Origin of the sequence: Sedimentibacter sp. (genome assembly GCF_038562225.1) — a bacterium.
In the GTDB taxonomy this organism is placed as follows: Bacteria; Bacillota; Clostridia; order Tissierellales; family Sedimentibacteraceae; genus Sedimentibacter.
This window is the reverse complement of the sequence record NZ_JBCFAS010000002.1, coordinates 137,295-161,620: the sequence shown is the minus strand read 5'-3', so window position 1 is coordinate 161,620 and position 24,326 is coordinate 137,295. Positions and strand designations below refer to the sequence as shown.

Here is a 24,326-nt window from a genome sequence, read left to right as displayed (position 1 = left end):
ATAAATAGGAGCAGCAAAACGGGAGAGAAAATGAGGAAGTTAAAAGATATCGGAAAACAAAAGCATATTGCGCTCATAGCGCACGACAACAGAAAAATTCAGCTCATAAAATGGGCGAAGAAAAATGCAGGCGTACTGTCCACGCATTTTCTGTGCGGCACTGGAACAACTGCCAGGTTGATTGCCGAGGAAACCTCTCTGCCTGTAAGGGCGTTTGAAAGCGGACCTCTGGGTGGTGATCAGCAGATAGGTGCTTCAATTGTGGACGGAAAGGTTGACTTCATGATCTTTTTCTGGGATCCTCTGTCCTCACAGCCTCACGACCCTGATGTAAAGGCTCTTCTCAGGATCGCAGTGCTATATGATATTCCCGTAGCCATGAATGAGTCAACAGCAGATTTTTTGCTCATGTCAGACTTCATGAACACAGAATATGTGCATGAAGAAGAGTAAAATAGGTATGTTTCGAAAAATATTTCTCACAAGACAAGCGGGTGTTTCTGAAAAGGAACATCCTTAATTTTTTGTTAAGGATGTTCCAAATAATTACAGCGTGGGCAATGCATCAAAACCGGGCTTCAGGTCTTCGTCCGTGGGGATGTAGTCTGTCATCATGCCTTCGTTGTACTGCATGTATGCAGCCATGTCAAAGTATCCTGTGCCTGTGAGGCCGAAAAGAATTGTCTTTTCTTCTCCTGTTAACCTGCACTTAAGTGCTTCGTCAATGGCGGCTCTTATGGCGTGGGATGATTCCGGAGCCGGCAGGATGGTTTCGTACTTGGCAAAAAGCGCCGCTGCATCGAATACCCTTGTCTGTTCGTAGGCCTTTGCCTCGTCAAGGTATCCGTCATGGTAAAGTTTTGATATGACCGGGCTCATGCCGTGGTAGCGAAGTCCTCCCGCATGGTTGGCGGACGGTATGAATTCACAGCCCAGGGTGTACATTTTGGCAAGCGGCGTAACCCTTCCGGTATCACAGAAATCATAGGCATATTTCCCCCTTGTCATGGAAGGGCATGATGCAGGTTCAACGGCAATGAAGTATGGATTTTTTCTTCCTGTCAGCTTATCCTGCATGAAAGGAGCAATTAGTCCGCCAAGGTTTGAACCGCCACCTGCACAGCCGATAACAATGTCCGGATACTCACCGATCTTGTCCATGGCAGCCTTTGCTTCAAGACCGATTATGGATTGGTGAAGGAGAACCTGGTTGAGCACAGACCCCAGCACATAGCGGCAGTTTTCTGTTTTTACAGCGTGTTCGATAGCTTCGGAGATGGCGCAGCCAAGACTTCCTCCGGTTTCAGGGTTCTTTTTAAGTATTGATCTGCCCACTTCAGTCTTGTCTGAAGGGCTTGGTATTACTTTTCCGCCGAATGTCTCGATTATGGCTTTACGGTAGGGCTTTTGCTGGGAGGAAACTTTCACCATATATACAGTGAGAGGCATGTCAAAGTATGAGCATGCTTCCGACAAGGCAGTGCCCCATTGTCCGGCTCCTGTTTCAGTGGTAAGAGATGTGATGCCTTGTTTTTTTGCATAGTATACCTGGGCTACCGCAGAGTTGAGCTTATGGCTTCCGGAAGTGTTGTTCCCCTCAAACTTGAAGTAAATTTTTGCAGGTGTATCAAGGGCCTTTTCAAGGTTGTATGCCCTGCACAGGGGAGATGGGCGGTAAATCTTGTAAAATTCAAGTATTTCTTCCGGTATGTCCACGTACCTCGTGGTATTATCCATTTCCTGCTTTGCCAGCTCCTCGCAGAAAACCGGGTACAGGTCTTCAAGAACAGCAGGCTTCATGGTGCCGGGGTTGATGTATGGATCGGGAAGTTCCGGCATGTCCGATCTTAAGTTGTACCACTGACGCGGCATCTCCTGTTCGGTTAAGTAAATTCTGTAGGGTATTTTGCTCATTTCGTTCTCCTTTCGATTTTTATTATAAATTTAATATAAAAGCTAATAAAAAAAGCCCTTGCCCCCATGTAAGGGACAAGAGCTGCTCCTGCGATACCACCCAAATTGGTAAAAAATTACCCACTCATTTCATATACAATAATATATGCTCCCTTTGTAACGGGCGGAGATCCCGTCAGTGCCTACTCGGATGACCTTTCAGGCTGCCTTCGTGAGTCCATTCTTCTAATTTTATGTTATCGCATCCCACCAACTGCGACTCTCTGTAAACATGAACTTTTAGAATACTACTCTCATTCATCAGTTTTTATATTGTTTGTTATTGTATATTTGAAATCTGACTTTGTCAACAGATTTTTCAGAAAAATTGTATTTTATTTTTCTTCATCTTCGTTTATTACCAGCACAGGGCATGGGGCATCCGAAATTACTCTTTGAGTGACCGAGCCTACAAAAAATCTTTTGAATTTTGTAAAGCCCCTGCGGCTCATGACAATGAGGTCAGCCTTGTTATCGGCTGCGTATTTCAGTATTTCTTCGTAAGGAACTCCGGCAGCAACCTTCTTTTCTATGTTGATTCCCTTGCTGTCCACAATGGAAGCGAAGGCGTCCAGCATCTTTGTCTGGTTTTCCACCAGCATTGCAGAAATCTGGGAGTGATTGATGGGAACCGACACCACGCCATCGCCCATGTAGGCGTATTTTCCGCGGACATCCGCCACGCTCAAATATGTTATTTCACTGTTGTAATCCCTGGCTATTTCTATTGCCTTCATTGCTGCCTTTTCCGAAGCCTGTGAACCATCTACGGGAACAAGTATTTTTTTCATGATTCCTCCTTACTGATACAATGATTTATAAAACCTATAATAATTTATAAACTCTTATAGGTTATTTATACCACAAAAAAGTTTTTTTAAGCATATATTTAAATTCTGAAGTGAAATCAATTCGTAGAATAATCCGAAAAAACATTTGGATTGTATGTACAAAAGAGAATAACATTGTGATGGTAAAACCAATTAAGTTATGTTAAAATATAGACAAATAATGCTTTTAGTTTTTGTTAGTCGGGAGGGAACTATGCTATCTTTTGATTTGGATGATAGAATTGAAGAAGTTTATTCACAGATACTGCTTAGCGGATACGACAACATTACTGTAGCCAATTCTGAAGGAATATTCATAAAGGTCAAAAATATGTGCAAAGACTATTTCGGTGTATCAGAAGATGAGTTTGTAGGACAAAATGCTTTTTACCTGGAGAGCAAAGGAGTCTTTGATATTTCGGCCACGGCAGAAGTCATGCGCAGAAAGCGCGAGGTATCGCTGATCCAGAGGACAAAGGGAGACCGGTTGCTGTTGGTTAAAAGTTATCCCATAATGAATTCAAATAATGACATAGTGGAAATCGTCAACTTTTCAAAGGATGTAACGAGTCCTGAAAGACTAAGGGAGATTTTGGACTTAAACAACCTGTTGCTGAAAGATTACCAGACAAAAAAGAAAAAGAAACATAATGAGCTGTTTGCTGAAAGCGAAAACATGAAGCATCTTAAGGAAGTCATAAACGCTGTAATAAATCTCGATACCATCGTGCTGCTTTTAGGTGAGACTGGGACCGGCAAAAGCTACATAGCCAGATACATCCATGAAAACAGCAACAGAAGCGATTCACCTTTTGTGACCGTCAACTGTGGAGCGATTCCTTCAAACCTGATGGAGTCGGAGCTTTTTGGATATGAAAGGGGCTCCTTCACCGGAGGACTTAAGGAAGGCAAGAAGGGATTGATTGAAATGGCAGGCAACGGAACAATCCTTATGGATGAAATCGGTGACATGCCTTTGGAGCTTCAGGTTAAATTGCTTCATTTGCTTGACAACAGGGAGTTTACACGAATAGGCAGTATTTCCAGGGTAGAGGTAAAGGCCAGATTCATTTTTGCAACCAATTGTGATTTGAAGGAGCTGGTTAGGCTGGGAAAATTCAGGAAGGATCTTTATTACAGAATAAGTGTGCTGCCTGTTGAAATATTGCCGCTTCGTGAAAGACATAAGGATATTCCTCTTTTTATAGATTATTTTTTAAAACTGTACAACGAAAAATATCAAAAGGAAGTAAAAATTACACAGGACGATATTGAAGATATGTGCCAAAATATATATCCGGGCAATATTAGAGAACTGATGAACATAATCGAGCGAAAAGTGATTTTATCCCAATTGTCCGGCAATGAACAGGTCGGTACGCCTAAAGATAGGGAAAACATCAGCAATTACGTACATGTTGATGGAATATGTCCCATAAAGATGGCAGTGGAGGAACTTGAAAAGCAGATGCTGACAATGGCCAAGCAAAAGTACCGCACTACCAGAGGAATTAGCAAGGCTCTTCAAATAGACCAGTCAACGGTTGTCAAGAAGATGAACAGGTACTTTGATGAATAATTTCATCGATTGATTATTATCATCATCGAAATTGAAACGCTGTTAGTTTTATTTCAAAGGAAAAAGAAGTGAGATCACACAGTCTCATTCACCAATATATTAGCTCCCTCTGGTCGCATATATTGGAAATTCGTTGTGAGTGGCCTACCGCTATTTTTCAGAAAAACGCCTAAAAAATAGGGTTAGGGCATCTTTCGCTAGTACCATGGATGACAAAATCGGAGTTTGTCAGTGATTTAGGACATTGAATTTTCAATGTTCTTTTTTTGTTTGAAAAAGGTTGTTCGTTTCCATGATTGGCATATGAATTGCATTAGTTTTAGTATGATGCGATTCTACAAAGATACGCAGATATTATTATATTAGGTGGGAGGTTAACATGAATTACATTAACACAGCAAATTCTACGGCATTATGGTTAAGCTGCATACCTGTTGTCGTCATTGTCGCATTTCAGGCAATCATTTTTTCGAAAAAAGCTATGAACAGTGCTGACTTGGTGGACCTTAACAAACAGGATGCAAAGAAGGCATTTACAGTAGGAGCTCTTTCTGCAATCGGACCGGCTTTGGGAGTATTTGTAGTAATGCTCGGTCTTATGTCGGTAATCGGAGCCCCTTTGTCATGGATGAGGCTTGCTATTATAGGAGCAGCTCCAACTGAACTGGCAGCAGCAAATATGTCTGCCAAAGCAATGAACATCGAGCTCACAAGCCCTGAATTCGGATTGATACATTTTGCCAATGCAGCGTGGGTAATGGCATTGAACGGGAGTGCATGGCTTTTCACCACAGGACTGTTCTCGCACAAGCTGGATGGAGTGACGGATAAGATATCTGGCGGCGACCCGAAAAAACTAGGTATTCTTATGGTATCAGCAATGTGCGGTGCATTTTCGTACCTGTTCGGAAAAGAGCTTATAAAAGGATTGGATCCTAAGACTAGACCGTTTATGGTTTCAGGCATTGCGGCAGCCGTGGCAATGATAATTCTTGATAAGGTTGCCAAAAAATATCCCAAACTGACAGAATACAACCTGGGGATTGCAATGGTTGTAGGTATGGCAGCCGGTGTCATTTTTAAGCGTTTATAATGGAGGTGTATTATGACTGACAATCAAAGAAATTATGAAAACAGTTTTACGAAACCTATCATAAAATATGGCAGACTTACTAATCTCTTGGCAATACCCTTCTGTTTTCTGCCTGCTCTGGTGCTCTTGTTTGTTTACGATACTTTTCCGGGCACATCTAACATATTGATGGGATGGCTTTATATTGCATCAGTATACGGCATTTACTCTATAGTCGAACCCATATCATATTTTCCTGTATTGGGACTGCCCGGAACATATATGTCATTTTTGGCAGGAAACATAGGAAACATGCGTGTTCCGTGTTCAGCTATTGCTCAGGAGGCTGTAGGAGTTACACCCGGAACCAAAAAGGCAGAGCTTGTATCTACCCTTGGAATTGCAGGTTCAATAATAACAAATCTCTTGGCTGTGACAGTTGCCGCAATTGGCGGAGCTGCCCTCATGAATGTATTTCCGCCTGTTGTATTGGAAGCATTCACTTATGTGGCACCGGCAATCTTTGGAGCCATATTTGCTATGTATGCTGCTAAGAACATCAAGTACGGTGCATTTGCGATGGTCGTAACTTTGATAATGCTGCTGGTAATCAAGGTTATTCCTACATTTGTGATGATTCCTGCTGCAGTATTTTCAACGGTGGGATTTGCTTTTTATGACCATAAGAAAATATCGGCTAAGCAAGAAAATAAATAAATCAATTGAGGAGGATACTATGGACGTAAGAAATCTGGCGCAAGATGTTGCTGCAGATGTTGTAAAGTGGAGAAGAGATTTACACCAAATTCCGGAGGTGGGTCAATATCTGCCGCAAACAAGCGAGTATGTGTGCAGTCAGCTTGATGACATGGGTGTGGAATATGAAACTGGAGTTGGACTGGAATCTGCCATAGTTGCAACTGTAAAAGGAAACAGAAATGGAATGTGCATAGCCCTAAGGGCTGACATGGATGGGCTCCCGGTAAAGGAAGAAACAGGGCTTTCATTTGCTTCAGTCAACGGAAATATGCATGCATGCGGCCATGATGCGCATACATCTATAATGCTTGGAGCAGTTAAAGTGTTGAATCAACTTAAAGACCAATTCAGCGGCACTGTGAAATTTCTGTTTCAGCCGGCGGAGGAAATATCAGCCGGAGCACAGCCTATGATTGAAGGCGGCGCACTTGACGGTGTTGATGCCATTGTAGGGATGCATGTGGGCCATATATCTGATGAAGTAAAGGGCGGCAATGCTCTTTTCAGCACCGGCTCCATGATGGCATGCCTTGACAGATTCACGCTGAAGGTAAAAGGAATAGGGTCCCATGGGGCATATCCGCACAATAGCAGGGATCCCGTTGTTATGGCAGCTCACATCATTACATCGCTGCAGGAAATAATCAGCAGGGAGCTGGACCCAGTAGATCCGGGAGTTATAACCATCGGCATGGTTCAGGGAGGTTCCACTTACAATGTTATTCCTGGGGATGTTTATCTTGAAGGAACAGCCAGAGCGGTAAACCAAAAGACAAGGGAATATCTGGCTGGCAGAATTGGAGAGATTAGTGAGAATATAGCTAAGGGCTTCAGGGGTAGCACAGAGTATAAATATTTCTACGGAGCACCGCCGCTGGTCAATGATGAAAAGTTTACATTGAAAGTTTTTGAAAGTGCCGGCAAGGCTATCGGTTCTGACAAGGTGCATCTGATTAATAAACCGGTTATGGGAGGCGAGGATTTCGCTTACTACTTGGAAAAGATTCCGGGAACCTTCATATTCCTGTCAACACCTATGGCTGTAGATGGAACAGTGTACCCGCATCACAACAGCAGGTTTGCGCTGGGCGAAGAATATTTCGAATCGGGCGTAGCAATTCTGGTTCAGTCAGCGCTGGATTTTCTGAATGAATAGACGGAGGTTCACATGAGAATAGATTCGGAACGCTTGCGTCTAAATTTTGACAGGGTTACAGACATTTCTGCCACAAAAACCGGCTGCACCAGATTTTCATACAGCAAGGAAGACATGAAGGTGCGCAGCATATTGATTGAAGAAATGAAGTCCTTCGGCATGGAAATAAAGCATGATTTTGCTGGAAACATACGTGCCTTATACAATCCTGACCACCTGCAATCAAAATCGGTTCTGATCGGTTCCCATATTGACACTGTAATGTACGGCGGGAAATATGACGGCCTGACAGGAGTTTTAAGCAGCATTGAAGTTGTAAGGCAAATCCATAATAATGGCATCAAACTCAAGCATCCTGTAGAGATAGTGATTTTCGCTGAGGAGGAAGGTTCCAATTTCGGAGTTACAATGATTGGAAGTAAGTTTATCACCGGTAAGATCGATGAGAGCTACCTGAAGAAACTGCATGCCGATAATGGTATGTCCGCATATGATATTATTTCAGAGTGCGGCTTCCTGCCTTTTGATGCAGATCAGCCACGCATTGATTCGGAACACGAAATGTGTATGATTGAGCTGCACGTGGAGCAGGGAGGAGTATTGGACAGCCAGAAAAAAAGGATAGGTATTGTTCAAGCCATCGCTGGTATGGTAACATTGCAGGTCACAGTTGAAGGAACTTCAAACCATGCCGGTACTACCCCAATGTCCATGCGCAGGGATCCGGTAGCTGCTAGCGCAATGATGATTGATAAAATCTCCGGAGTTCCGGAAAAGCTTAAAATGGATGCGGCTGTAACAACCGTCGGGAAAATAAATGTGGAACCGAACGGCTCAAATGTAATAGCCTCAAAGGTTGTGTTCAATGTGGACATAAGAGATGTCATAGAAGAAAACATCAAGGAAATTTCCGACTTTATAAAAGAACTGTGCAAAGAGACAGCAACAGCAAAAAATGTCAATGTATCTATAATCAAGCTTGGAGAATCAAATGTTGTTCATATGGCAGATAGAATAGTCAATACAATCGAGGAAAGTGCCAAACAAATGAATCTGCCGTATATTATGATGAACAGCGGCGCTGTTCATGACAATGCCATGCTCAACGGAATAATCGAAACGGGAATGATATTTGTCCCAAGCATAAAAGGTATAAGCCACAGCTTTTATGAAGAAACCGAATTCGAGGATATTATTGAGGGAGCGGAACTTCTCCTTGAAACTGTAATAAGATTGGCAAAATAGGTTTTTGGGCCCCAGGGTACTACAGACTGATGACAATTTAGAGTATGTCAATGGTTTGGAGGATTCTCGGGTTCTTTTGTTTTTTGAAAGCATAGAATCACGAAGGTTGTCCGTCTCAAACAGACAGCATTTTGTAAGGAATGACAAATTTCCAATAATTTAATATTCTTATCTTGCATAATTAAATCAATACTGACATAATATAACATCAATTATGGAGGTATATATGAGGAAAATTTACAGGACAATTTCAGTAGTTGCAGCTGCGGTTCTAACGTTGTCCCTGTCTGCATGCACATCCAAGGATGACGCTGCCGGGCCGGAAGGTATTGTACCTCCGCAAGCCTGGGCGGGAAAATATCCATCTATTGTCGCTTCTTTTGAAAAAAATGCCGAAATGGAAGCAACCACCTACGGAGGAAGCGAGCCTTACTCTTACCTGGAGAAATATGAATTTTTGAATACCTTTTATGAGGGCTTCGGATTTTCGAAGCAATATGACAGAGCCAGAGGACACGTCTACACCCTGGAGGACGTTATGGAAACTGCCAGACCTAAAAAAGGTGCAAGCTGCTATGCCTGCAAGACGCCGGACTTTGTGGAACAGCTGAACAAGGAAGGAGTATCCTTCAACTCAAGGGACTTTGAAGAAGTGTCAGAGCTCATGACCAACAGCATCACCTGCTATGACTGCCACATGGAAGAACCGGGGGTCATTAATCTCACCCTTACTCACCTGACTGATGCGCTGCCGGATGACAAACAGTACAAGGACACCACACTTGCCTGTGCCCAGTGCCACGTGGAATATTATCAGGACCCGAAAACCATTGCCATAACACTGCCATGGGACAAAGGGCTTGATCCTGACAGCATGCTTGAGTACTACGACGAACTTAATTACACGGACTGGACTCACCCAAGAACCGGGACACCGCTTCTGAAGGCCCAGCATCCCGAATTTGAAACCTACCAGGACGGCATACATGGAAACCTGTCTTGTTCGGACTGCCATATGGAGGAAACCCAGGAAAACGGTCAGACAGTTAAGGCTCATCAGTTTACCAGCCCGCTTCTGACATCCATGGAGGATACCTGCATTAAGTGCCATTCAGGCGAAACAAAGGAAAGCCTGACTGCGAAGGTTGAAGCAATTCAAAAACCTGTCTATGACAGAACGCTGGCTGTTGCTGACAACATCACAAAGCTAATTGAGGAGCTGGCAAAGGCAGTTGAAAATAAAACCAAGACCGAGGATGAGCTTAATGCAGTAAGAAAGCTGCACAGGGAAGCACAGTTCAAGTGGGATTTCGTATTTGTTGAAAACGGTGAGGGGTTCCATAATCAGGAACTTGCCCTGAAGCTGCTTGATGAAGCAGACGCTCTGGCACTTGAAGGATTGGAACTGCTTAAATAATGAAGATAAGGAGCCATACGCTGGCTCCTTTAATATAAGGGGAATGGATATGAAAAAAATTGTGGCATTTATGAAATCCATGAAACTAAGCATAGTGCTGCTGATGGTTTTAGGTGCTGCCTCTGTGGTGGGAACTGTCATACCTCAAAATGAAAGCCCGCAGTTTTACACACAGAATTACGGGAGCCTTTTTAACAGCCTGAGGGAATTTCTTGACCTTGACAATGTGTATTTTTCGTGGTGGTACATTGCCATTACGGGACTGTTATCGGTGAATCTTACAACATGCATAATATTAAGGCTTCCGCGGGTTATTAGGCAGATGAAGACTGTTCCGGAAGCAAAAGACAATCTTGCTGAAAATAAATTTTTATTTAAGGCCGGCAGCTCGGATGTGGAAAAGCTGTTTGAGGTGATGAGATTTAAAAAACCGGTAAGAACAGGTGATAATACATACGCTTCAGCAAAGAGTACATTCGGTCACCTGGGTTCCTGGCTTCTGCACCTGGGTATTTTATTCATAATGGTGTTCTTCACCCTGGGAAATATTTTCGCCTATGAGACCAATCTCTACGGTGTTCCCGGCACTATGGGAAAGCTTGAAGGAAAGGACCTGTATATGAAAATTAATTCCTTCAATGTGAAATTCAGAGATGATTACACGGTGGAGCAATACATATCAAACATAGACATACTGAACAAGGAGGGGGATGTTTTGAAGAGCGGGGATGTTTCTGTCAATTCACCGCTTAGATACAACCACTACAGCTTTTACCAGAACAGCATGGGATATGCCGTAAATCTGAAGGTTTATAAAGAAAATCAGTCCATATATGAGGACGTATTCTACCAGTCAGAGGTGTATGTCAATGACGATAAAAGATTTGCTGTGCAGTTTGTAAGCTTTTATCCTGACATGGAAATGACGGCGGAAGGTCCCAGGATAAAATCTCCACGCTTCGACAACCCTCATATGCTGTATGTGATTTTCTACAACGGCTACATGGCCGGCATGAACGTATCTCCAATGGGAAGGCCCGTAAGCTACGGGGAGTACAGCTTCACAGTAGATAATCCCACGGAATTCACCCAGATAAACATTAGACGGGATTTGTTCACTCCCATGGCCATGGCAGGGGCTGCAGTTCTTTTGGTGGGGATAATTTTGACATTCTATTTTGTGCCTATGACTCTCTACGCAAAGGAAAATCAGGGAGAATGGTCGTTTTACCTGATTTCCAAAAAGAATGTTGATACGGCTAAATCAAATTTATTGTTTAAATACGAGAATTATAGAAGAGGTGAAAGCTATGGATCTTAACAGATACCTGGGAGCAGAAAATATTTTTTTTACGGTTACGGTCATTACATATTTGTTGTCCATGATTTCATACTTCATTTTCTTTTTGACCAAAAAAAATAAGGTGGGTTTTGCTGCAAGCGTGACTGTGCTGACAGGTTTTGCGCTTCAAACTGTTTCTCTGGTAATCAGGGGAATGGGTGCAGGAAGGATTCCCTTGACAAACCAATATGAATTTGCAGTAAGCTTTGCATGGGGAATTGCACTTTGCTTCATCGTTGTGGAAAGACGGTACAGCTTCAGGGCTCTGGGTGCTTTTGCCCTGCCGGTTATTTTCATCATAGTGGGCTACGCAGCCATGCAGAGCAAGGACATAAGACCGCTGATGCCGGCTCTACAAAGTTCGTGGCTCACCATACACGTTTCGACTGCAGTGATAAGCTACGGGTCTTTCGGAGTGTCCTTTGCTCTTTCCTGCATGTACATGATGAAACAAAAATTAAAGGGAGATTTCTTCGACAGGCAGATGCCAACCCTTGAAAAGCTGGATTTTCTGACATACAGAGTGATTTCATTCGGATATCTTTTCCTCACTCTTGTAATTATAACCGGAGCTATCTGGGCTGAGAGGGCGTGGGGAAGGTACTGGGCATGGGACCCGAAGGAAACATGGTCTCTGATAACATGGATAATTTACTCCGTGTACCTTCATGTAAGGCTAGTAAGGGGATGGAAAGGAAAAAGCGCCGCCATATTTGCAATTGCAGGTTTCATATGTGTAATCTTCACCTACATCGGCGTCAACACACTGCTTCCATCCGTTCACAGCTATGTAAGATAGTGACTGCCGATGCATGGTATAAACAAACCTTAAGCATAAACAAATAAATAGCACCCAATTTCCACGTCTTTAAAAAATCAGGTGCTATTTATTCTATGTTTTCAGTATCTCTTATGGTGGACTCACCGCTTTCCTGGTATACTTACCACAACCGTCGCTAGTAATCTTTGCTGATTCAATATGTATTTTCTTTGCCTGATTATTGGTCTTGTTTATTATCCAACCGTTCGGAATCTCCTGATATTTCTTTTGAGATCCAACTCCTAAGCATTATCCAAATGCTTTTATCCTGGATTTTCTTATTCAATTTTATTTTAAATTCCTGCAATTTTATTTTGCCGGATTTAAAATTTTGACCTTATCAAAGCTTTTAGAATATTTACTGTTTCAGCTTGATTATGTTGCTTATGTTGTACTTAATATATACCACCAGATTTTAATCCTAAACACATATCATAAAATATTTTTTAAATAAATAGCACCCGGAATTCATTAGTTATATGAAATCGGATGCTATTTACTTTTTTCTTTTGTCATTTAATGTTCCTTTCTTATGTCTATATGATAATCACCAGACACCAAACCATATCCTTAAACTCTAGTTGATGTTGAATTTTCGGTTTAAATACATTACTTATGATTCAGCATCTTTTGTGGTATATGTTTTATACCCTGATTTTAATTTTCTAAACATATATTTTTATTTTAAGCAAATATCTTTTTTTACCTTCAGCTGTTGACTTTGGAAAAATTTAGTACCATAATAAAATTGTTGCTAAGTGAATAAATAAAAATATGGTTAATAAAATAGATAGCATCGAGGGGTGAGTTTGAATAAATAATAAGTTTTTGAGCTTTTTTGATGACTACAGGAATTTTCCGCGGTCCATTTATTTTATTTTTTTGTCGCGAATAATAAACTCTGTAGGAGCCTTTGTGGGACCACTTCTCACATTGCTTCTCACAGACAAGATAGGGCTGTCAACAAGCGAAGCCGGTTGGTTTGTGACGGTTTCCACCACAATGTTTGTGCCTGCATCAATGATAGGAGGATACCTTTCCGACAGGTTCAACAGGAAGTATACTCTGTGCACCCTGACGCTTCTTCAGGCTGCAAGCTACCTGCTATGCGCCTTTATGGAAATGTCCATGACCATTCCGTACCTGCTGCTGGTGGCTTCGTTCTTTTCCAATGCGGCACAGCCTTCAAGCAGTGCAATGACTGCAGACCTTTCCGACAAGTCAAACAGGCAGGGCGCGTTTTCTCTTTTGTATCTGGGAACAAACATAGGCTTTTCTGTGGGACCGGTCATTGCAGGATTCCTATATAAGAACTACCTGCCGCTTTTGTTCATCGGTGATGCTGTCACCACAATAATATCGGTTATAGTGATAATCATCAACGTTCCTGAAACAAAACCACAGTACAGCATGGAAACGGAAACTGAATCATATGACTTCGAGCGTGCCGAAGAAGGCTCCGTGCTGTCGGCAGTGATAAAGAGGCCGCAGATACTGGTATTTGCCGTTATTTGCATGTTCATGTCATTTTCATTTTCACAGGTTCATTTCACGCTGCCTCTCTATGCTAAGGTTGTATTCGGCGTCGACAAGGGAGCGAGGATATTCGGATTGCTCATGAGTACCAACGGCATAGTCGTAGTTCTGATGACCATATTCATCATTGGATACACAAAGAGATTTCAAGCATCCTTCAATGTGGCGCTGGCTTCTGTCTTCTGGGCTGTTGGCCTGGGAATGCTGTACTACGTGAATTCCTTCGGTATGATGTTGGTGTCCACGGTTCTCTGGACCATAGGGGAAATACTCAATGCAACGAATATCGGCGTATACATTGCGAACAATTCCCCCAAATCCCACAGGGCGAGATTCAATTCCCTTTACGGAATAATATCCGGAGCAGGGCAGGCCATGGGACCGGTTATGATGGGAAGCTATCTGCTGTCAAATCCCATTAAAAATGTGTGGGCAATTTCATTTTTTATTGCCATGATGTGCAGCTTTGTGATGTATTGCTTCAATTTGCTTGAAAGATACACCTTCAGAAAATCCCTTGCACGAAAGTGAGAAAATCCCCGGTCAAAAAGCCGGGGATTGCTTATTCGCTTAATATTCTTTTTCTTCTTAAATATTCCTCTTCAGTAATTTCTCCCTTGGCATACTTGATTTTCAATTCATCAAGCGCTGCACTTCCGGAGCTTCTCTTAGAGGAAGAATTTATTTTATTCACTGCCAGCACTATGAGTGCCACAACTATAACAGCGAATATACCCATCATTAACATCGGTAAGAAACCGCCGCCGTAGAATCTGTCAAACCCCAGACAGCCTCCGAATCCTCCGTATCCTCCATAACCTCTGAACATCATAATCCCTCCTATTCTTTGATCGTCTTTTTCATTTTTTCGTAAGTTTCGTCATCAATTTCGCCGCTTACGTATCTTTCCTTCAATATCTCCTCCGCATTGCTGCGCTTAGGTGCATCTATGCTCGTTTGTGCGTTGTTTTTATACATGTAGTAAATTAACAAGCCTATTACTATCCATATGAATATCATGTTAATTCCTCCTTTGCTATCAATGTAATACATAATTGTGTCAAAATTATGAAGAAAAATTGTTAATTTATACCATGTAAAAGAAAAATATACTAAGTTGCAACAATAATGGAGCGATGATATAATTTTGTTTAACTAAATAATTTTCGGGAGAATGTGTATGAACAGACCAAAGGTTTACATAGCAAAAAAAATACCGTCATTTGTTGAGGAGTACATAGGTAAGCACTGCGATTATGAGATGTACGACAATGAAGGACGAATAAGCGAAGAGACTTTGTATGAGAAGATTAAGGATACAGAAGGACTTCTGCAGTCGGGGATTGCCATAGACCAAAAACTCCTTGACAGAGCGCCCAAGCTAAAAGTTGTGAGCAATGTTTCCGTGGGATACAACAACTTCGACACTGATGCCATGAAGCAAAGAAACGTCATAGGGACAAACACACCGGAAGTTTTAAACGATACTGTGGCTGACCTGATATTCGCCCTGATGCTGTCCTGCGCCAGAAAGGTTTCTTACCTTGACCGATGCGTGAAGGAAGGACGATGGAACATGATGGATGACAAGAGCTTTTTCGGCAAGGACGTTCATCACGCCACTCTGGGAATCGTTGGCATGGGAAGGATAGGTCAGGATGTGGCTAGAAGGGCAATTTGTGGATTTGACATGAATGTATTGTACTTCAACAGGACCAGGAAGACTGAAGCGGAGGAAAAGCTTGGTGTCAGATATGCGGATATGGAAACCGTACTGTCATCAAGCGACTTTGTGCTGGTGATGACTCCCCTGAGCAGTGACACATACCACCTTATAGACGAGCCCCAATTCAGGCTTATGAAAAGTGATGCCATATTCATAAATGCATCCAGGGGTGCCACGGTGAACGAAAAAGCTCTCATAAAGGCACTGCAGGAAGGATGGATCCTTGGAGCAGGGCTGGATGTTTACGAGCAGGAGCCTGTTGACAGGGAAAATCCTTTGCTGAAGCTTGACAATGCTGTACTGCTTCCCCACATAGGTTCTGCCACCGAAAAAACAAGAAACGATATGGCAATGCTTGCAGCAGAAAACATGGTGAAGGCTCTCACAGGGCAGGTGCCCCCAAACATAGTGCCTGAGCTGCGAAAATAACTTATGGGGATATCACATGTATAAGATTAATGAATTTGCTAAAATGACGGGACTATCCCAGTCGAAGGTGCGCTTTTATGAAAAAAACGGGTTGCTGCATGTTCATAAGGATAAAAACGGATACAGATACTTTACAAGGTGGGATGCTTTCAGAGTGAACGCATTTAGAACTCTTAAGCAATATGGATTTACAGTTGAGCAGGCGGTGAAGATGCTTGATGAAAAGCATTCTGAACTGCAGTTTATCAATTCCCTGGAAGAAAGAAAAGAAGACCTTCAAAAACAAATTGAAATAATGAACCATCGTATGAGCAAGCTGGATACTGTCATTAATTATCTTAAGGAAGGCTACAGCAGCAATTTTGAAATCATGGAAGTTGAAGACCACCTTTATGTTCTTGCGTCAAATGGAACTGATTTCAGCGTATCGTTCAAGAGTGAAAAAATATTGGCTCAATTTGTGGACTTGCTTTCAATATCATCTTTCGCAAGGATAATTTACAAAGACGACCTGTTAAGTGAAAATGAATGCATTAATCCAAGCTATGCGCATGCAATACCAATATCAAAAGAGTATTTATTGGGAAAGTATGATAAAACGCAGGTTAAGAAGATTCATTTGGGAAGATGCATATGCTATTACCGCAAAGCAACGAGAGAAAAAAGTGAAAATAAAGAATCGTTTCATGATCTTTTCGAGTTTATGGAAAAAAACAATTATGAGATTTGCAAAGACATCCTTCTCTTGCCGACTTTCCTGAATCTGGACGGAAAGGGAAGCGATATAGAAGTGTTGTACGTTCCGATAAAAAAATAACAATTTTTCTAAATTATCTCTTGACTCTAAACCATGTTCATACTTTAGAATATGGATTGTAATTAAATTAACAACTTTGGGGAGGAAAAGAGATGTTTAAAAAAAGTAAATTTATTTGCTGCGTTTTGGCTTTTGCCATGATTCTGTCCATGCTTACGGCTTGTGACACAAAGCAGCAACAGCCGCCGCAGGAGGCTCCTAAAAAGGAGGAAGCAGCAGCTGCAAATTCTGAAAAGGTCGAACCTGCAAAGCTTTCATTTAAGTCAGGCACATATACCGAAAGGGTTTATGGTTACCTGTCATACCTGAATGTAGAAACAACATTCAGCGATAGTGAAATAACAAACATTAAAATTACAGAACAAAAAGAAACTCCTGAACTGTTTTCGCTGGTTGAAGGCAGTGTGGTAAAGGATATTATCGACAATCAGAGTCTGGCGGTAGACACAGTTACAGGAGCTACCATATCCAGCATGGCTGTAATAAATGCGGTAACAAAATGTGCTGAACAGGCAGGCGGAGACGTGAAGGCGTTAAGAGCCAATAAGGTAGTGAAACAGGCCGGTGCTGACGAAGAATACACTGTTGATGTGGTAATAGTGGGTATGGGCGCTTCAGGTTTCATGGCGGCTCACAATGCAGCAGCTTCAGGCGCAAAGGTAATGGCTGTTGAAAAGGGAGCAGCTCTTGCAGTATCCAACGGATTGAAGGTATCAGGCCCGTTTGCTGTTGATACACCTGTTCTTCAGGAGAAGAATTCCAAGCTTACAGTTGACAAGGCATTTTACCACATGATGAACTACTCTCACTGGTCGGTAAATGCACCTCTTGTAAGACGTTGTCTTGAAACATCCAGTGAAGCTGTAACGCAGCTTATGGATATGGGATATCAGTTCAAGGAGGCAGACTTCAGGTTTGAAACACCTTTCAAAGGTGAGTACGGCGGTTTCCATCTCATTCTCAATCCGTTAGCAGAACGTGTAAGCATCTGGGAAAATACGCTGAAGGAAGATGGTGTAGAAGTATTGTTCAACACCACAGGAAAGAAGTTGATCATGGATGGTGCCAATGTTGTCGGTATTGAAGCACAGAAAAAAGACGGAACAAAGGTAACAGTACATGCAGATTCAGTAATACTTGCAACAGGCGGTTTCATAGGCAACAGGGACATGATATCGGAATATTTCTCCGGTGCAACAATTAATCCTGCTGGCGGAAGTTTAAGCACCGGCGACGGAATTAAGATGGCTATGGAAGCCGGAGCTGTGTTGGATAAAACATTCGGACTTTGCGGCAGTGAATATGGCGGAACAAACACCAAGGCTACAAGAAGTGCCAAGCAGGACAAGTATGACCAGAATACAGCTTTTAAATTCGGAGTGTACGGAGGTCTTTATGTGGATGCTCAGGGAACACGCTTCATGAACGAAGGCTTGCTTGTTGATTATCCGATGTCCTACGGAAGTGAACCGATTCTTAGAAACAGCCCATACTATGCTGTTGTGGATCAAGCTTATGTTGATGCCATGAAAACACAGGGATTATATGTGTATACAAGAGAAAAGGGAGCACCGGACAACTGGACAATAGGAAACTACTACAAGGAAAAAGTGCTTACCAATCTGGATGCAGATATTGAAGAAGGCATAGCTCAAAAATGGATTTTCAAGGCAGACACTATCGAAGAGCTTGGTAAACTGGCCGGAATTGAAAATCTCAAGGAAACAGTTGATGCATACAATCAATATTGCATAGACGGAGTGGATACACAATTCGGAAAAGAATCCATGTACTTGTCAGAAATTAAAACAGGACCTTTCTACATAGTAGAAAACCAATTCAGCGGCTGGAGCACCATCGGCGGTGTGAGAGTCGATGAATCATTGAGGGCATTGGACGACGACAACAAGGCAATCCCGGGATTGTATGTTGTAGGATCTGATGCAGGAAGTCTGTTCTGCGCTCCATACTATGATATTCCAGGATCTTTCTACGGACTGGCAATTGATTCAGGAAACATAGCAGGCAAGGAAGCAGCAGCCTATTCATTAAGTAAATAATTTCTTAAGACTGTCGATTTCGGCAGTCTTTTTTTTCTTTGACAAAAAAAGTTCTGCGATATAGAATAAGTTATAAATCAAGTATACCGGAGGTAGCTGTGAAGAATACATTGAAGGAAAAACTAGAACAGGGAAAAGCGGTTTTCGGATCGTTCGTAGTAACAAACGGCTTGGACAACGCTGAAATAATGGCCCACACAGGAGCAGACTGCCTGATGATTGACGGGGAGCACGGTTCCATGGACCTGGAAACTGCAGGAAAAATGATTTCAGTCATAAGAAACACAAAAACCACTCCGCTTCTCAGGGTTGCCAACAACGACATAGCCCTGGTGAAGAGAGGTCTGGACACGGGAGCCCACGGCTTGATGATTCCCCTAATCAACACCAGGGAAGAAGCGGAAAAAGCTGTGCAGTACAGTAAGTATCCTCCGGTTGGCGTTCGGGGCATGGGACTCGGAAGGGCTGTTCTGTTTGGAGCAAAAGCAGATGAATATACGGATTATTTTGCCAAGGCTAACGACGAGGTTTTGTTGATAGTTCAGGTTGAACATTACACCGCTGTGGAAAACATCGATGAAATACTGTCTGTACCCGGAATAGACATAGCTTTTGTGGGACCTATGGACCTGAGCACATCCATGGGAATTTCCGGGCAGCTTGACCATCCGGATGTCATTAAAAACTGCGAGAAGGTAATAGAAGCATGCAGGAAGCACAACGTGGTACCGGGGACCATGACATGGGCAGGAGCCATGAAAAAGCACATGGACATGGGATTTAAGTTCCTGCTGGGCGGAATAGACGGAATCATTCTTTACAACGGAATGAGACAGCTCGTGGACGAATTCAGCAAAGAAGCATAACAAGGTTTGGAGGGATTACTATCGGCATCAGAAACAATGTTATTTTAATCGTGCTGCTGACCATTGTGTCTGCAGCCATATACTATGTGCAGTACCTGCTTTTTCACCAGACTCATGACACTATATTCTACCTGCTTCAGGACCTGGCTTTCGTCCCCATTCAGGTTGTTATGGTCACCATGATAATAAACAGGTTTTTGAATGTCATGGAAAAGCGAAAGAAAATCAAGAAGATCAACGTTATAATAAGCACATTTTTCGTTGAGGCAGGTATTTCCATAATAGAAACTATTTCAAAGTTCAACCGCAACAACGATGAATTCTGCAAGCTGGTCAAGGTTAGCCAGTTGAACAGGAAGAACGTCAGCCGCATTAAAAAAGCCGCCAAGGAATTCAAGTTTGACATATATGCTGACCCTTCAAGGCTTGATAAGCTATACCAGGTTCTTGCGAAGTACAAATCTTTCACGCTCAACATGCTTGAAAACTCCAATCTGCTGGAGCACGACTCCTTCACGGACATGCTTTGGGCAGTGTTTCATGTGGCTGATGAACTTCAGACCAGGGGAGATTTTGTACGCCTTGACAAGGATGACATAGACCACCTTTCAAACGACATGCTGCGTGCATATTCGGCCATGGTTGTTGAATGGATCAACTACATGGGCTACCTTCACGACGAGTACCCATTTTTGTACGCACTGGCCATAAAGAAAAATCCTTTTGTGACAGCGCAGAACTAATGATGCAAATTAAAAAGGGGCGAAAGCCCCTTTAGCATATCAGTATTTTATAAACGTCTTATATATAATCAACGCAAAGGTCAGAATATACAAGATCCACACAATCACTATTTTTGTCAGAAAAAAATCCGAAAAATATGCGCCCAAAAGGATTCCGAAACACATAAGTGAAACTTTGAGTATTCCGAAATCTACCACAGTGTATTCCCTGGTGGAATTCATAACCCGTTTAATCAGCTTTCTCATTTCTTCCTCCTGATTTAAAGTTTGAGTTGCCTGATTACATTATATTATTTGCATAATGATTAGTCAAATAATATAAATTTGGGAAACTGGAACAAAAAAACAGTTCATGGGGATAATAGAAAAAAACCTGAACAAAATATCTGTAAAACTATTATGGCAGGTAGATATGAGCGCAGTAGAAAAATCCTATTCATTCATTTATAAAAATCTGACAAGGGCAGTCAATCCCCTGAAGAAAAAAGTTATCAGGACAGAGTGCATAGTTCACAAGTTCATAAACAATCAGTCTCTGATTATATTAAAAAACGACGGGCACAAGGAAACATTCAACCTTCTTTCCAGATACATAGAAAACATAAACGAGGGAGCAGTGTGGGCGGACCAGGACTTCAAGAGCAGCAACCACTTCTACAGCCCCAGGACAAAGAAGGGAATGTATGGCAGCAGCAATGCCAAAACAGAATGCCTTGCATACTACAAAAGGGCATTGAAGGAATATTTCCTGGGAGATGTGAAGACTTCCATGTTTTATCTGGGGGCAGCGTGCCACCTGATACAGGATGTCACCATTCCTCAGCATGCCAATGTGGAGCTTTTGAACAACCACAGAAGATACGAGAACTGGGTTATAAAAATGTACAGGGTGCACGACAAGTTCAGGGCCTATGATTCCGGCATATATCTTGATTCCGTGCAGGATTATCTGGAACTTAACAGCAAAAATGCGCTTGTGACCCATGATCTTTATTCAGGGATTTTGAATGAACACATGAGGTTTTACAAAATAACGTCAAACATTCTGGTCATGGCGCAGAAAACAACTGCAGGCCTCATGCGGAACTTTTTTTACGACATAAGAAGAATAAAGGCTCTTAAAGCAGTCAGGAAGCTATGACTTACCTTTCATAAGGTTCAGGAATTTTTCGATTCTGAAGGAATCCATTAGGCATTGCACTGTGTTGGGATCATCAAGGTCAAGGGACGTAAGTTCCTTGATTCTTTTTATTCTGTAGTTCAGTGTGTTTCTGTGAATGAAAAGCGCATCCGAAGTCTGGCATGCATTTTTGCTGCAGTCGAGATACTTTTTAAGCGTGATGTAAAGATTATCATCGTAATCATTCAGCCATTTCAGGGCCGGGTGACAGAAATTTTCTAGTCGAGCATGGGCTGAACTGTTAATAAGCATGTCATAGTAAGCAAATTCCGTATAGCTGCACACCTGTGATCCTCCAAAATGTCGGGATTGCTTTATGCAGGTGACCGACTGATAAAAATGCCTGCTGAACTGGCTGATGTCGTCAAACTTCCACGAAATTCCTATGTTTACGCTTTCCTCAAGAGCAAGCTTCGTGAGCTTTTCCTTTTGTTCCAAGGATACATCAGGCACAAGGATGGCAATGTAGCTTTTATACAGCACCGAGAAACCGTCTGGAAACAGTCTTTCCAAATCCACTCTCAGGCTGAATTTGAGGTAGTGGTTTTGGGTATTGAAAGTGAACTGGGCAACAACCACCTGCATGGATTTGGGAAATGTGATTTTAGATAAGCTCAGCATTTCCGACTTGTTCATTTCCCTTTCATCCAGCATGTTGTAAAGCACGGAGCTGTGAATGGACTTGTACATTCCTTTTGAGGAGTCGTAGCTGAAGGATTCAAACAGTATGTCTCCTACCAAAGGAAGCTGTATGAAGTGTGAGCGATTTATTTTCGTGTGATGTTCTACCATTATGAGAGAGCCTGCTACGTGACCATTCTGAACTATTCGTGCCACAAGTTTAGGCTGCTTGTCTCCAGGAAGGGTTATCAGCTGAGCATTGCTGCCCTGTTTGTCCCATTCCTTCATCTGCTTGTTTAAGCGTACTTTTTGGATGAATTCATAGGAAAGAAATCCCCTTTCAACATTTTCTGCCCACAGAGGGTCTGCAATTTCATAGGCAGCGGAGTGAGCCAGTACCTTCTTGCCTCCGTCAGTGAGAATGATTGCATTGCCCAGGACATCTGCAGCCATGTTTATTAGGTGGGCGAGGCTCTTTTTGTTTAAGACAGCCTGTGACAGTTCAAACAATTCTGCCTCCGAGCGCAGTTCATCCATTAGATAGTCTTTGGCACAGTTGTATACCTGGACCAAATCACCGCTTCTGATGAGCGAATAGCTGCTGCCGCTGCAAATATCATGAACAGGTTCAGGACCTATGAGCATCACAGGTTTGTCAGGCAAGGACTGAGAACTTGCATGACCTATGTACAGAGTCCTGTCGTGCCAGTTGTCAATGTGTTCATCCATCGGCTTCACATCTATAATTTTTGCGTTATAAGAGTTGGACATGTTTTCTATCTGGAATTTTTCCTGCAGCAGCTTTATCATTTCCATGTAGCGCATTTGATCACCCCATTGTTTTATACTTCATTATACAGCATTTTTCACATTACGGCACGCTATTTATGATTGAATTCATATATTTTTTATGCATGTTGCACAAATACCTCTTTCTTTTTTCAAACAGTCTACACGTATTTGAAAACGATAACAAGTGCTATAATTATCTCAGATATCTGTTTTAGGAAAGGAGCAAGTATGATTACATCTTATGAAATTTTTGTTCCGATGCTCATGGGCAGCGGCGCTTCACTGCGAACAGGCCTCAAGGTTAAGCAGCTTGGCTGCAGCAGAGTCCTGGTCGTTTATGACAAAGGGCTCAAGGATGCGGGCATTGCTGATACAATCGTGGAGAACATCAACAATGCCGGAGTTGAAACGGTCATCTTCGATAAGGTTCTTCCCGACCCGCCTGACACAATGGTTGAAGAAGGAGCCGTGCTGGCCAGGGAAGCAGGAATCGACGGAATTGTGGCTGTAGGCGGAGGAAGTTCCATGGACACAGCCAAGGGCATAAATGTACTGATCAATAACGAACCTCCTATCATGAAGTATTTTGGTGTGCAGAAGAACCTTAAAAAAGGCGTTCCTATGGTTTTCATTCCTACAACCAGCGGAACCGGAAGCGAAGTTACAAACATGTGTGTCATTTCATGCACATCAAGAGGAAACAAAGACAGCGTCGTAAGTTCTGTGTGTGTTGCATCCCTTGCGGTCATCGATCCTGACCTTACCATGGGACTGCCTCCCAAGATGACTGCTGCCACAGGTATTGATGCTCTTGCTCACGCTGTTGAATCCATTACAGGTTCACAGGCGAATCCTCTTTCAGACGCCCTCGCAAGGGATGCAATTAGAACAATTGCAAAATGGCTCCCCGTTGCTTACAGAGACGGTTCAAATGAGGAAGCCAGAGAACAAATGATTCTGGCATCCACCTTTGCGGGAATGGCTTTTACTAACGGGCTTGTTCACCTGGGTCACTCCATAGGACACACTCTTGGAGCACATTTTCACATCCCTCACGGCATTGCCTGCGGCATTGCTCTGCCGGAGGTAATCCAGTACACCTCAAAGACTGAATGGAAAAAAGTTAGAATGATATGCGAGTGCCTCGGTACTGACGTCCCGGATGACGCATCGCCTGATGAAATCGGAGCAGCTGCAAAAACTGCCCTGAGATCCCTCATTAAGTCAGTGGGAATTCCAAATCTTAAAGACTTAGGGGTTAGTCTTGAGGATGCTTTGAAAGCAGCGCCGGCTGTAACTGCAGATGCCGGTTTTGCCATGGTACCATACAGGATTACGGCTGCCAGGGTCGCTGAATTGTTGAAATCTGCATACGATGCATAG

23 protein-coding genes and 1 other annotated feature are annotated in these 24,326 nt (G+C 42.6%); of the genes, 17 read left to right on the top strand and 6 right to left on the bottom strand.

Going from position 1 to position 24,326, the window contains the following annotated elements:
* Positions 1-30 precede the first annotated feature (30 nt).
* The gene (locus tag AAGU76_RS07385; protein WP_342484832.1) at positions 31-453 is read left to right on the top strand and encodes a methylglyoxal synthase; all 423 of its coding nucleotides are present in this window, start codon (positions 31-33) and stop codon (positions 451-453) included.
* 93 nt (positions 454-546) lie between these two features.
* Here AAGU76_RS07385 and AAGU76_RS07380 read toward each other — a convergent pair whose 3' ends face one another.
* Both AAGU76_RS07380 and AAGU76_RS07375 read right to left on the bottom strand, forming a co-directional pair.
* Positions 547-1,914 (bottom strand): TrpB-like pyridoxal phosphate-dependent enzyme, encoded by a 1,368-nt coding sequence (locus tag AAGU76_RS07380; protein ID WP_342484831.1) that lies wholly within the window; start codon positions 1,912-1,914, stop codon positions 547-549.
* Between the two features lie 68 nt (positions 1,915-1,982).
* Positions 1,983-2,224: a binding site (T-box leader), on the bottom strand.
* A 64-nt stretch (positions 2,225-2,288) separates the two neighbouring features.
* The gene (locus AAGU76_RS07375; RefSeq protein ID WP_342484830.1) at positions 2,289-2,744 is read right to left on the bottom strand and encodes a universal stress protein; all 456 of its coding nucleotides are present in this window, start codon (positions 2,742-2,744) and stop codon (positions 2,289-2,291) included.
* A 253-nt stretch (positions 2,745-2,997) separates the two neighbouring features.
* On the opposite strand from AAGU76_RS07375, the gene AAGU76_RS07370 reads away from it, so the two are divergent.
* The 9 genes from AAGU76_RS07370 (at position 2,998) to AAGU76_RS07330 (ending at position 14,240) form a co-directional block, all read left to right on the top strand.
* A complete protein-coding gene (locus tag AAGU76_RS07370; protein ID WP_342484829.1) occupies positions 2,998-4,362 on the top strand; it encodes a sigma 54-interacting transcriptional regulator in 1,365 nt (454 codons plus the stop codon).
* Positions 4,363-4,741: 379 nt separating this feature from the next.
* Positions 4,742-5,455: a DUF5058 family protein gene (locus AAGU76_RS07365; protein ID WP_342484828.1), complete on the top strand. Its 714-nt coding sequence runs from the start codon at positions 4,742-4,744 to the stop codon at positions 5,453-5,455.
* 12 nt (positions 5,456-5,467) lie between these two features.
* A complete protein-coding gene (locus tag AAGU76_RS07360; protein ID WP_342484827.1) occupies positions 5,468-6,151 on the top strand; it encodes a hypothetical protein in 684 nt (227 codons plus the stop codon).
* A gap of 19 nt (positions 6,152-6,170) precedes the next feature.
* The gene (locus tag AAGU76_RS07355; RefSeq protein WP_342484826.1) at positions 6,171-7,349 is read left to right on the top strand and encodes an amidohydrolase; all 1,179 of its coding nucleotides are present in this window, start codon (positions 6,171-6,173) and stop codon (positions 7,347-7,349) included.
* Positions 7,350-7,361: 12 nt separating this feature from the next.
* Positions 7,362-8,594 (top strand): Zn-dependent hydrolase, encoded by a 1,233-nt coding sequence (locus AAGU76_RS07350; protein WP_342484825.1) that lies wholly within the window; start codon positions 7,362-7,364, stop codon positions 8,592-8,594.
* 226 nt (positions 8,595-8,820) lie between these two features.
* Positions 8,821-10,011 carry an ammonia-forming cytochrome c nitrite reductase subunit c552 gene (locus AAGU76_RS07345; protein WP_342484824.1) on the top strand — a complete coding sequence of 397 codons (1,191 nt, stop codon included), beginning with the start codon at positions 8,821-8,823 and terminating at the stop codon, positions 10,009-10,011.
* Positions 10,012-10,060: 49 nt separating this feature from the next.
* A complete protein-coding gene (locus AAGU76_RS07340; protein ID WP_342484823.1) occupies positions 10,061-11,332 on the top strand; it encodes a cytochrome c biogenesis protein ResB in 1,272 nt (423 codons plus the stop codon).
* On the top strand, positions 11,322-12,152 hold the full coding sequence (gene ccsB, locus AAGU76_RS07335; RefSeq protein ID WP_342484822.1) for a c-type cytochrome biogenesis protein CcsB: 831 nt from the start codon (positions 11,322-11,324) through the stop codon (positions 12,150-12,152). Before AAGU76_RS07340 ends, ccsB begins: the two co-directional genes overlap by 11 nt.
* Before the next feature lie 849 nt (positions 12,153-13,001).
* The gene (locus tag AAGU76_RS07330) at positions 13,002-14,240 is read left to right on the top strand and encodes an MFS transporter (RefSeq protein WP_342484821.1); all 1,239 of its coding nucleotides are present in this window, start codon (positions 13,002-13,004) and stop codon (positions 14,238-14,240) included.
* Between the two features lie 31 nt (positions 14,241-14,271).
* On the opposite strand, the gene AAGU76_RS07325 is transcribed toward AAGU76_RS07330, so the two are convergent.
* Together AAGU76_RS07325 and AAGU76_RS07320 are read right to left on the bottom strand one after the other, a co-directional pair.
* The gene (locus AAGU76_RS07325; RefSeq protein WP_342484820.1) at positions 14,272-14,538 is read right to left on the bottom strand and encodes an SHOCT domain-containing protein; all 267 of its coding nucleotides are present in this window, start codon (positions 14,536-14,538) and stop codon (positions 14,272-14,274) included.
* A gap of 11 nt (positions 14,539-14,549) precedes the next feature.
* A complete protein-coding gene (locus tag AAGU76_RS07320; protein ID WP_342484819.1) occupies positions 14,550-14,729 on the bottom strand; it encodes an SHOCT domain-containing protein in 180 nt (59 codons plus the stop codon).
* Between the two features lie 160 nt (positions 14,730-14,889).
* Here AAGU76_RS07320 and AAGU76_RS07315 point away from each other — a divergent pair, with 160 nt between their 5' ends.
* From AAGU76_RS07315 to AAGU76_RS07295, 5 genes are all read left to right on the top strand, one after another.
* A complete protein-coding gene (locus tag AAGU76_RS07315; RefSeq protein ID WP_342484818.1) occupies positions 14,890-15,864 on the top strand; it encodes a D-glycerate dehydrogenase in 975 nt (324 codons plus the stop codon).
* A gap of 16 nt (positions 15,865-15,880) precedes the next feature.
* On the top strand, positions 15,881-16,681 hold the full coding sequence (locus AAGU76_RS07310) for a MerR family transcriptional regulator (protein WP_342484817.1): 801 nt from the start codon (positions 15,881-15,883) through the stop codon (positions 16,679-16,681).
* A gap of 92 nt (positions 16,682-16,773) precedes the next feature.
* Positions 16,774-18,741, top strand: coding sequence for an FAD-binding protein (locus tag AAGU76_RS07305; RefSeq protein WP_342484816.1), 1,968 nt, complete (start codon positions 16,774-16,776; stop codon positions 18,739-18,741).
* A 98-nt stretch (positions 18,742-18,839) separates the two neighbouring features.
* The gene (locus tag AAGU76_RS07300; protein WP_342484815.1) at positions 18,840-19,607 is read left to right on the top strand and encodes an aldolase/citrate lyase family protein; all 768 of its coding nucleotides are present in this window, start codon (positions 18,840-18,842) and stop codon (positions 19,605-19,607) included.
* A gap of 65 nt (positions 19,608-19,672) precedes the next feature.
* Entirely contained in the window at positions 19,673-20,350 is a 678-nt protein-coding gene (locus AAGU76_RS07295) for a hypothetical protein (RefSeq protein ID WP_342484814.1), read from the top strand.
* A gap of 39 nt (positions 20,351-20,389) precedes the next feature.
* Here AAGU76_RS07295 and AAGU76_RS07290 read toward each other — a convergent pair whose 3' ends face one another.
* Positions 20,390-20,596, bottom strand: a complete 207-nt coding sequence (locus tag AAGU76_RS07290) for a hypothetical protein (RefSeq protein WP_342484813.1) — start codon at positions 20,594-20,596, stop codon at positions 20,390-20,392.
* Positions 20,597-20,762: 166 nt separating this feature from the next.
* Between AAGU76_RS07290 and AAGU76_RS07285 the strand changes: the two genes are divergently transcribed.
* Positions 20,763-21,491, top strand: a complete 729-nt coding sequence (locus AAGU76_RS07285) for a zinc dependent phospholipase C family protein (protein ID WP_342484812.1) — start codon at positions 20,763-20,765, stop codon at positions 21,489-21,491.
* On the opposite strand, the gene AAGU76_RS07280 is transcribed toward AAGU76_RS07285, so the two are convergent.
* Positions 21,486-22,976: a helix-turn-helix domain-containing protein gene (locus tag AAGU76_RS07280; protein WP_342484811.1), complete on the bottom strand. Its 1,491-nt coding sequence runs from the start codon at positions 22,974-22,976 to the stop codon at positions 21,486-21,488. The genes AAGU76_RS07285 and AAGU76_RS07280 overlap by 6 nt on opposite strands.
* Before the next feature lie 195 nt (positions 22,977-23,171).
* On the opposite strand from AAGU76_RS07280, the gene AAGU76_RS07275 reads away from it, so the two are divergent.
* Positions 23,172-24,326, top strand: a complete 1,155-nt coding sequence (locus AAGU76_RS07275) for an iron-containing alcohol dehydrogenase (protein WP_342484810.1) — start codon at positions 23,172-23,174, stop codon at positions 24,324-24,326.

What these genes read in the sequence shown, in the direction of transcription:
- AAGU76_RS07325 (WP_342484820.1), bottom strand. Translation starts at nt 14,538, where the DNA reads ATGTTCAGAGGTTATGGAGGATACGGAGGATTCGGAGGCTGTCTGGGG.
- AAGU76_RS07315 (WP_342484818.1), top strand. Translation starts at nt 14,890, where the DNA reads ATGAACAGACCAAAGGTTTACATAGCAAAAAAAATACCGTCATTTGTT.
- ccsB (WP_342484822.1), top strand. Translation starts at nt 11,322, where the DNA reads ATGGATCTTAACAGATACCTGGGAGCAGAAAATATTTTTTTTACGGTT.
- AAGU76_RS07305 (WP_342484816.1), top strand. Translation starts at nt 16,774, where the DNA reads ATGTTTAAAAAAAGTAAATTTATTTGCTGCGTTTTGGCTTTTGCCATG.
- AAGU76_RS07360 (WP_342484827.1), top strand. Translation starts at nt 5,468, where the DNA reads ATGACTGACAATCAAAGAAATTATGAAAACAGTTTTACGAAACCTATC.
- AAGU76_RS07320 (WP_342484819.1), bottom strand. Translation starts at nt 14,729, where the DNA reads ATGATATTCATATGGATAGTAATAGGCTTGTTAATTTACTACATGTAT.
- AAGU76_RS07310 (WP_342484817.1), top strand. Translation starts at nt 15,881, where the DNA reads ATGTATAAGATTAATGAATTTGCTAAAATGACGGGACTATCCCAGTCG.
- AAGU76_RS07375 (WP_342484830.1), bottom strand. Translation starts at nt 2,744, where the DNA reads ATGAAAAAAATACTTGTTCCCGTAGATGGTTCACAGGCTTCGGAAAAG.
- AAGU76_RS07355 (WP_342484826.1), top strand. Translation starts at nt 6,171, where the DNA reads ATGGACGTAAGAAATCTGGCGCAAGATGTTGCTGCAGATGTTGTAAAG.
- AAGU76_RS07380 (WP_342484831.1), bottom strand. Translation starts at nt 1,914, where the DNA reads ATGAGCAAAATACCCTACAGAATTTACTTAACCGAACAGGAGATGCCG.
- AAGU76_RS07350 (WP_342484825.1), top strand. Translation starts at nt 7,362, where the DNA reads ATGAGAATAGATTCGGAACGCTTGCGTCTAAATTTTGACAGGGTTACA.
- AAGU76_RS07345 (WP_342484824.1), top strand. Translation starts at nt 8,821, where the DNA reads ATGAGGAAAATTTACAGGACAATTTCAGTAGTTGCAGCTGCGGTTCTA.
- AAGU76_RS07365 (WP_342484828.1), top strand. Translation starts at nt 4,742, where the DNA reads ATGAATTACATTAACACAGCAAATTCTACGGCATTATGGTTAAGCTGC.
- AAGU76_RS07290 (WP_342484813.1), bottom strand. Translation starts at nt 20,596, where the DNA reads ATGAGAAAGCTGATTAAACGGGTTATGAATTCCACCAGGGAATACACT.
- AAGU76_RS07285 (WP_342484812.1), top strand. Translation starts at nt 20,763, where the DNA reads ATGAGCGCAGTAGAAAAATCCTATTCATTCATTTATAAAAATCTGACA.
- AAGU76_RS07280 (WP_342484811.1), bottom strand. Translation starts at nt 22,976, where the DNA reads ATGCGCTACATGGAAATGATAAAGCTGCTGCAGGAAAAATTCCAGATA.
- AAGU76_RS07385 (WP_342484832.1), top strand. Translation starts at nt 31, where the DNA reads ATGAGGAAGTTAAAAGATATCGGAAAACAAAAGCATATTGCGCTCATA.
- AAGU76_RS07340 (WP_342484823.1), top strand. Translation starts at nt 10,061, where the DNA reads ATGAAAAAAATTGTGGCATTTATGAAATCCATGAAACTAAGCATAGTG.
- AAGU76_RS07275 (WP_342484810.1), top strand. Translation starts at nt 23,172, where the DNA reads ATGATTACATCTTATGAAATTTTTGTTCCGATGCTCATGGGCAGCGGC.
- AAGU76_RS07370 (WP_342484829.1), top strand. Translation starts at nt 2,998, where the DNA reads ATGCTATCTTTTGATTTGGATGATAGAATTGAAGAAGTTTATTCACAG.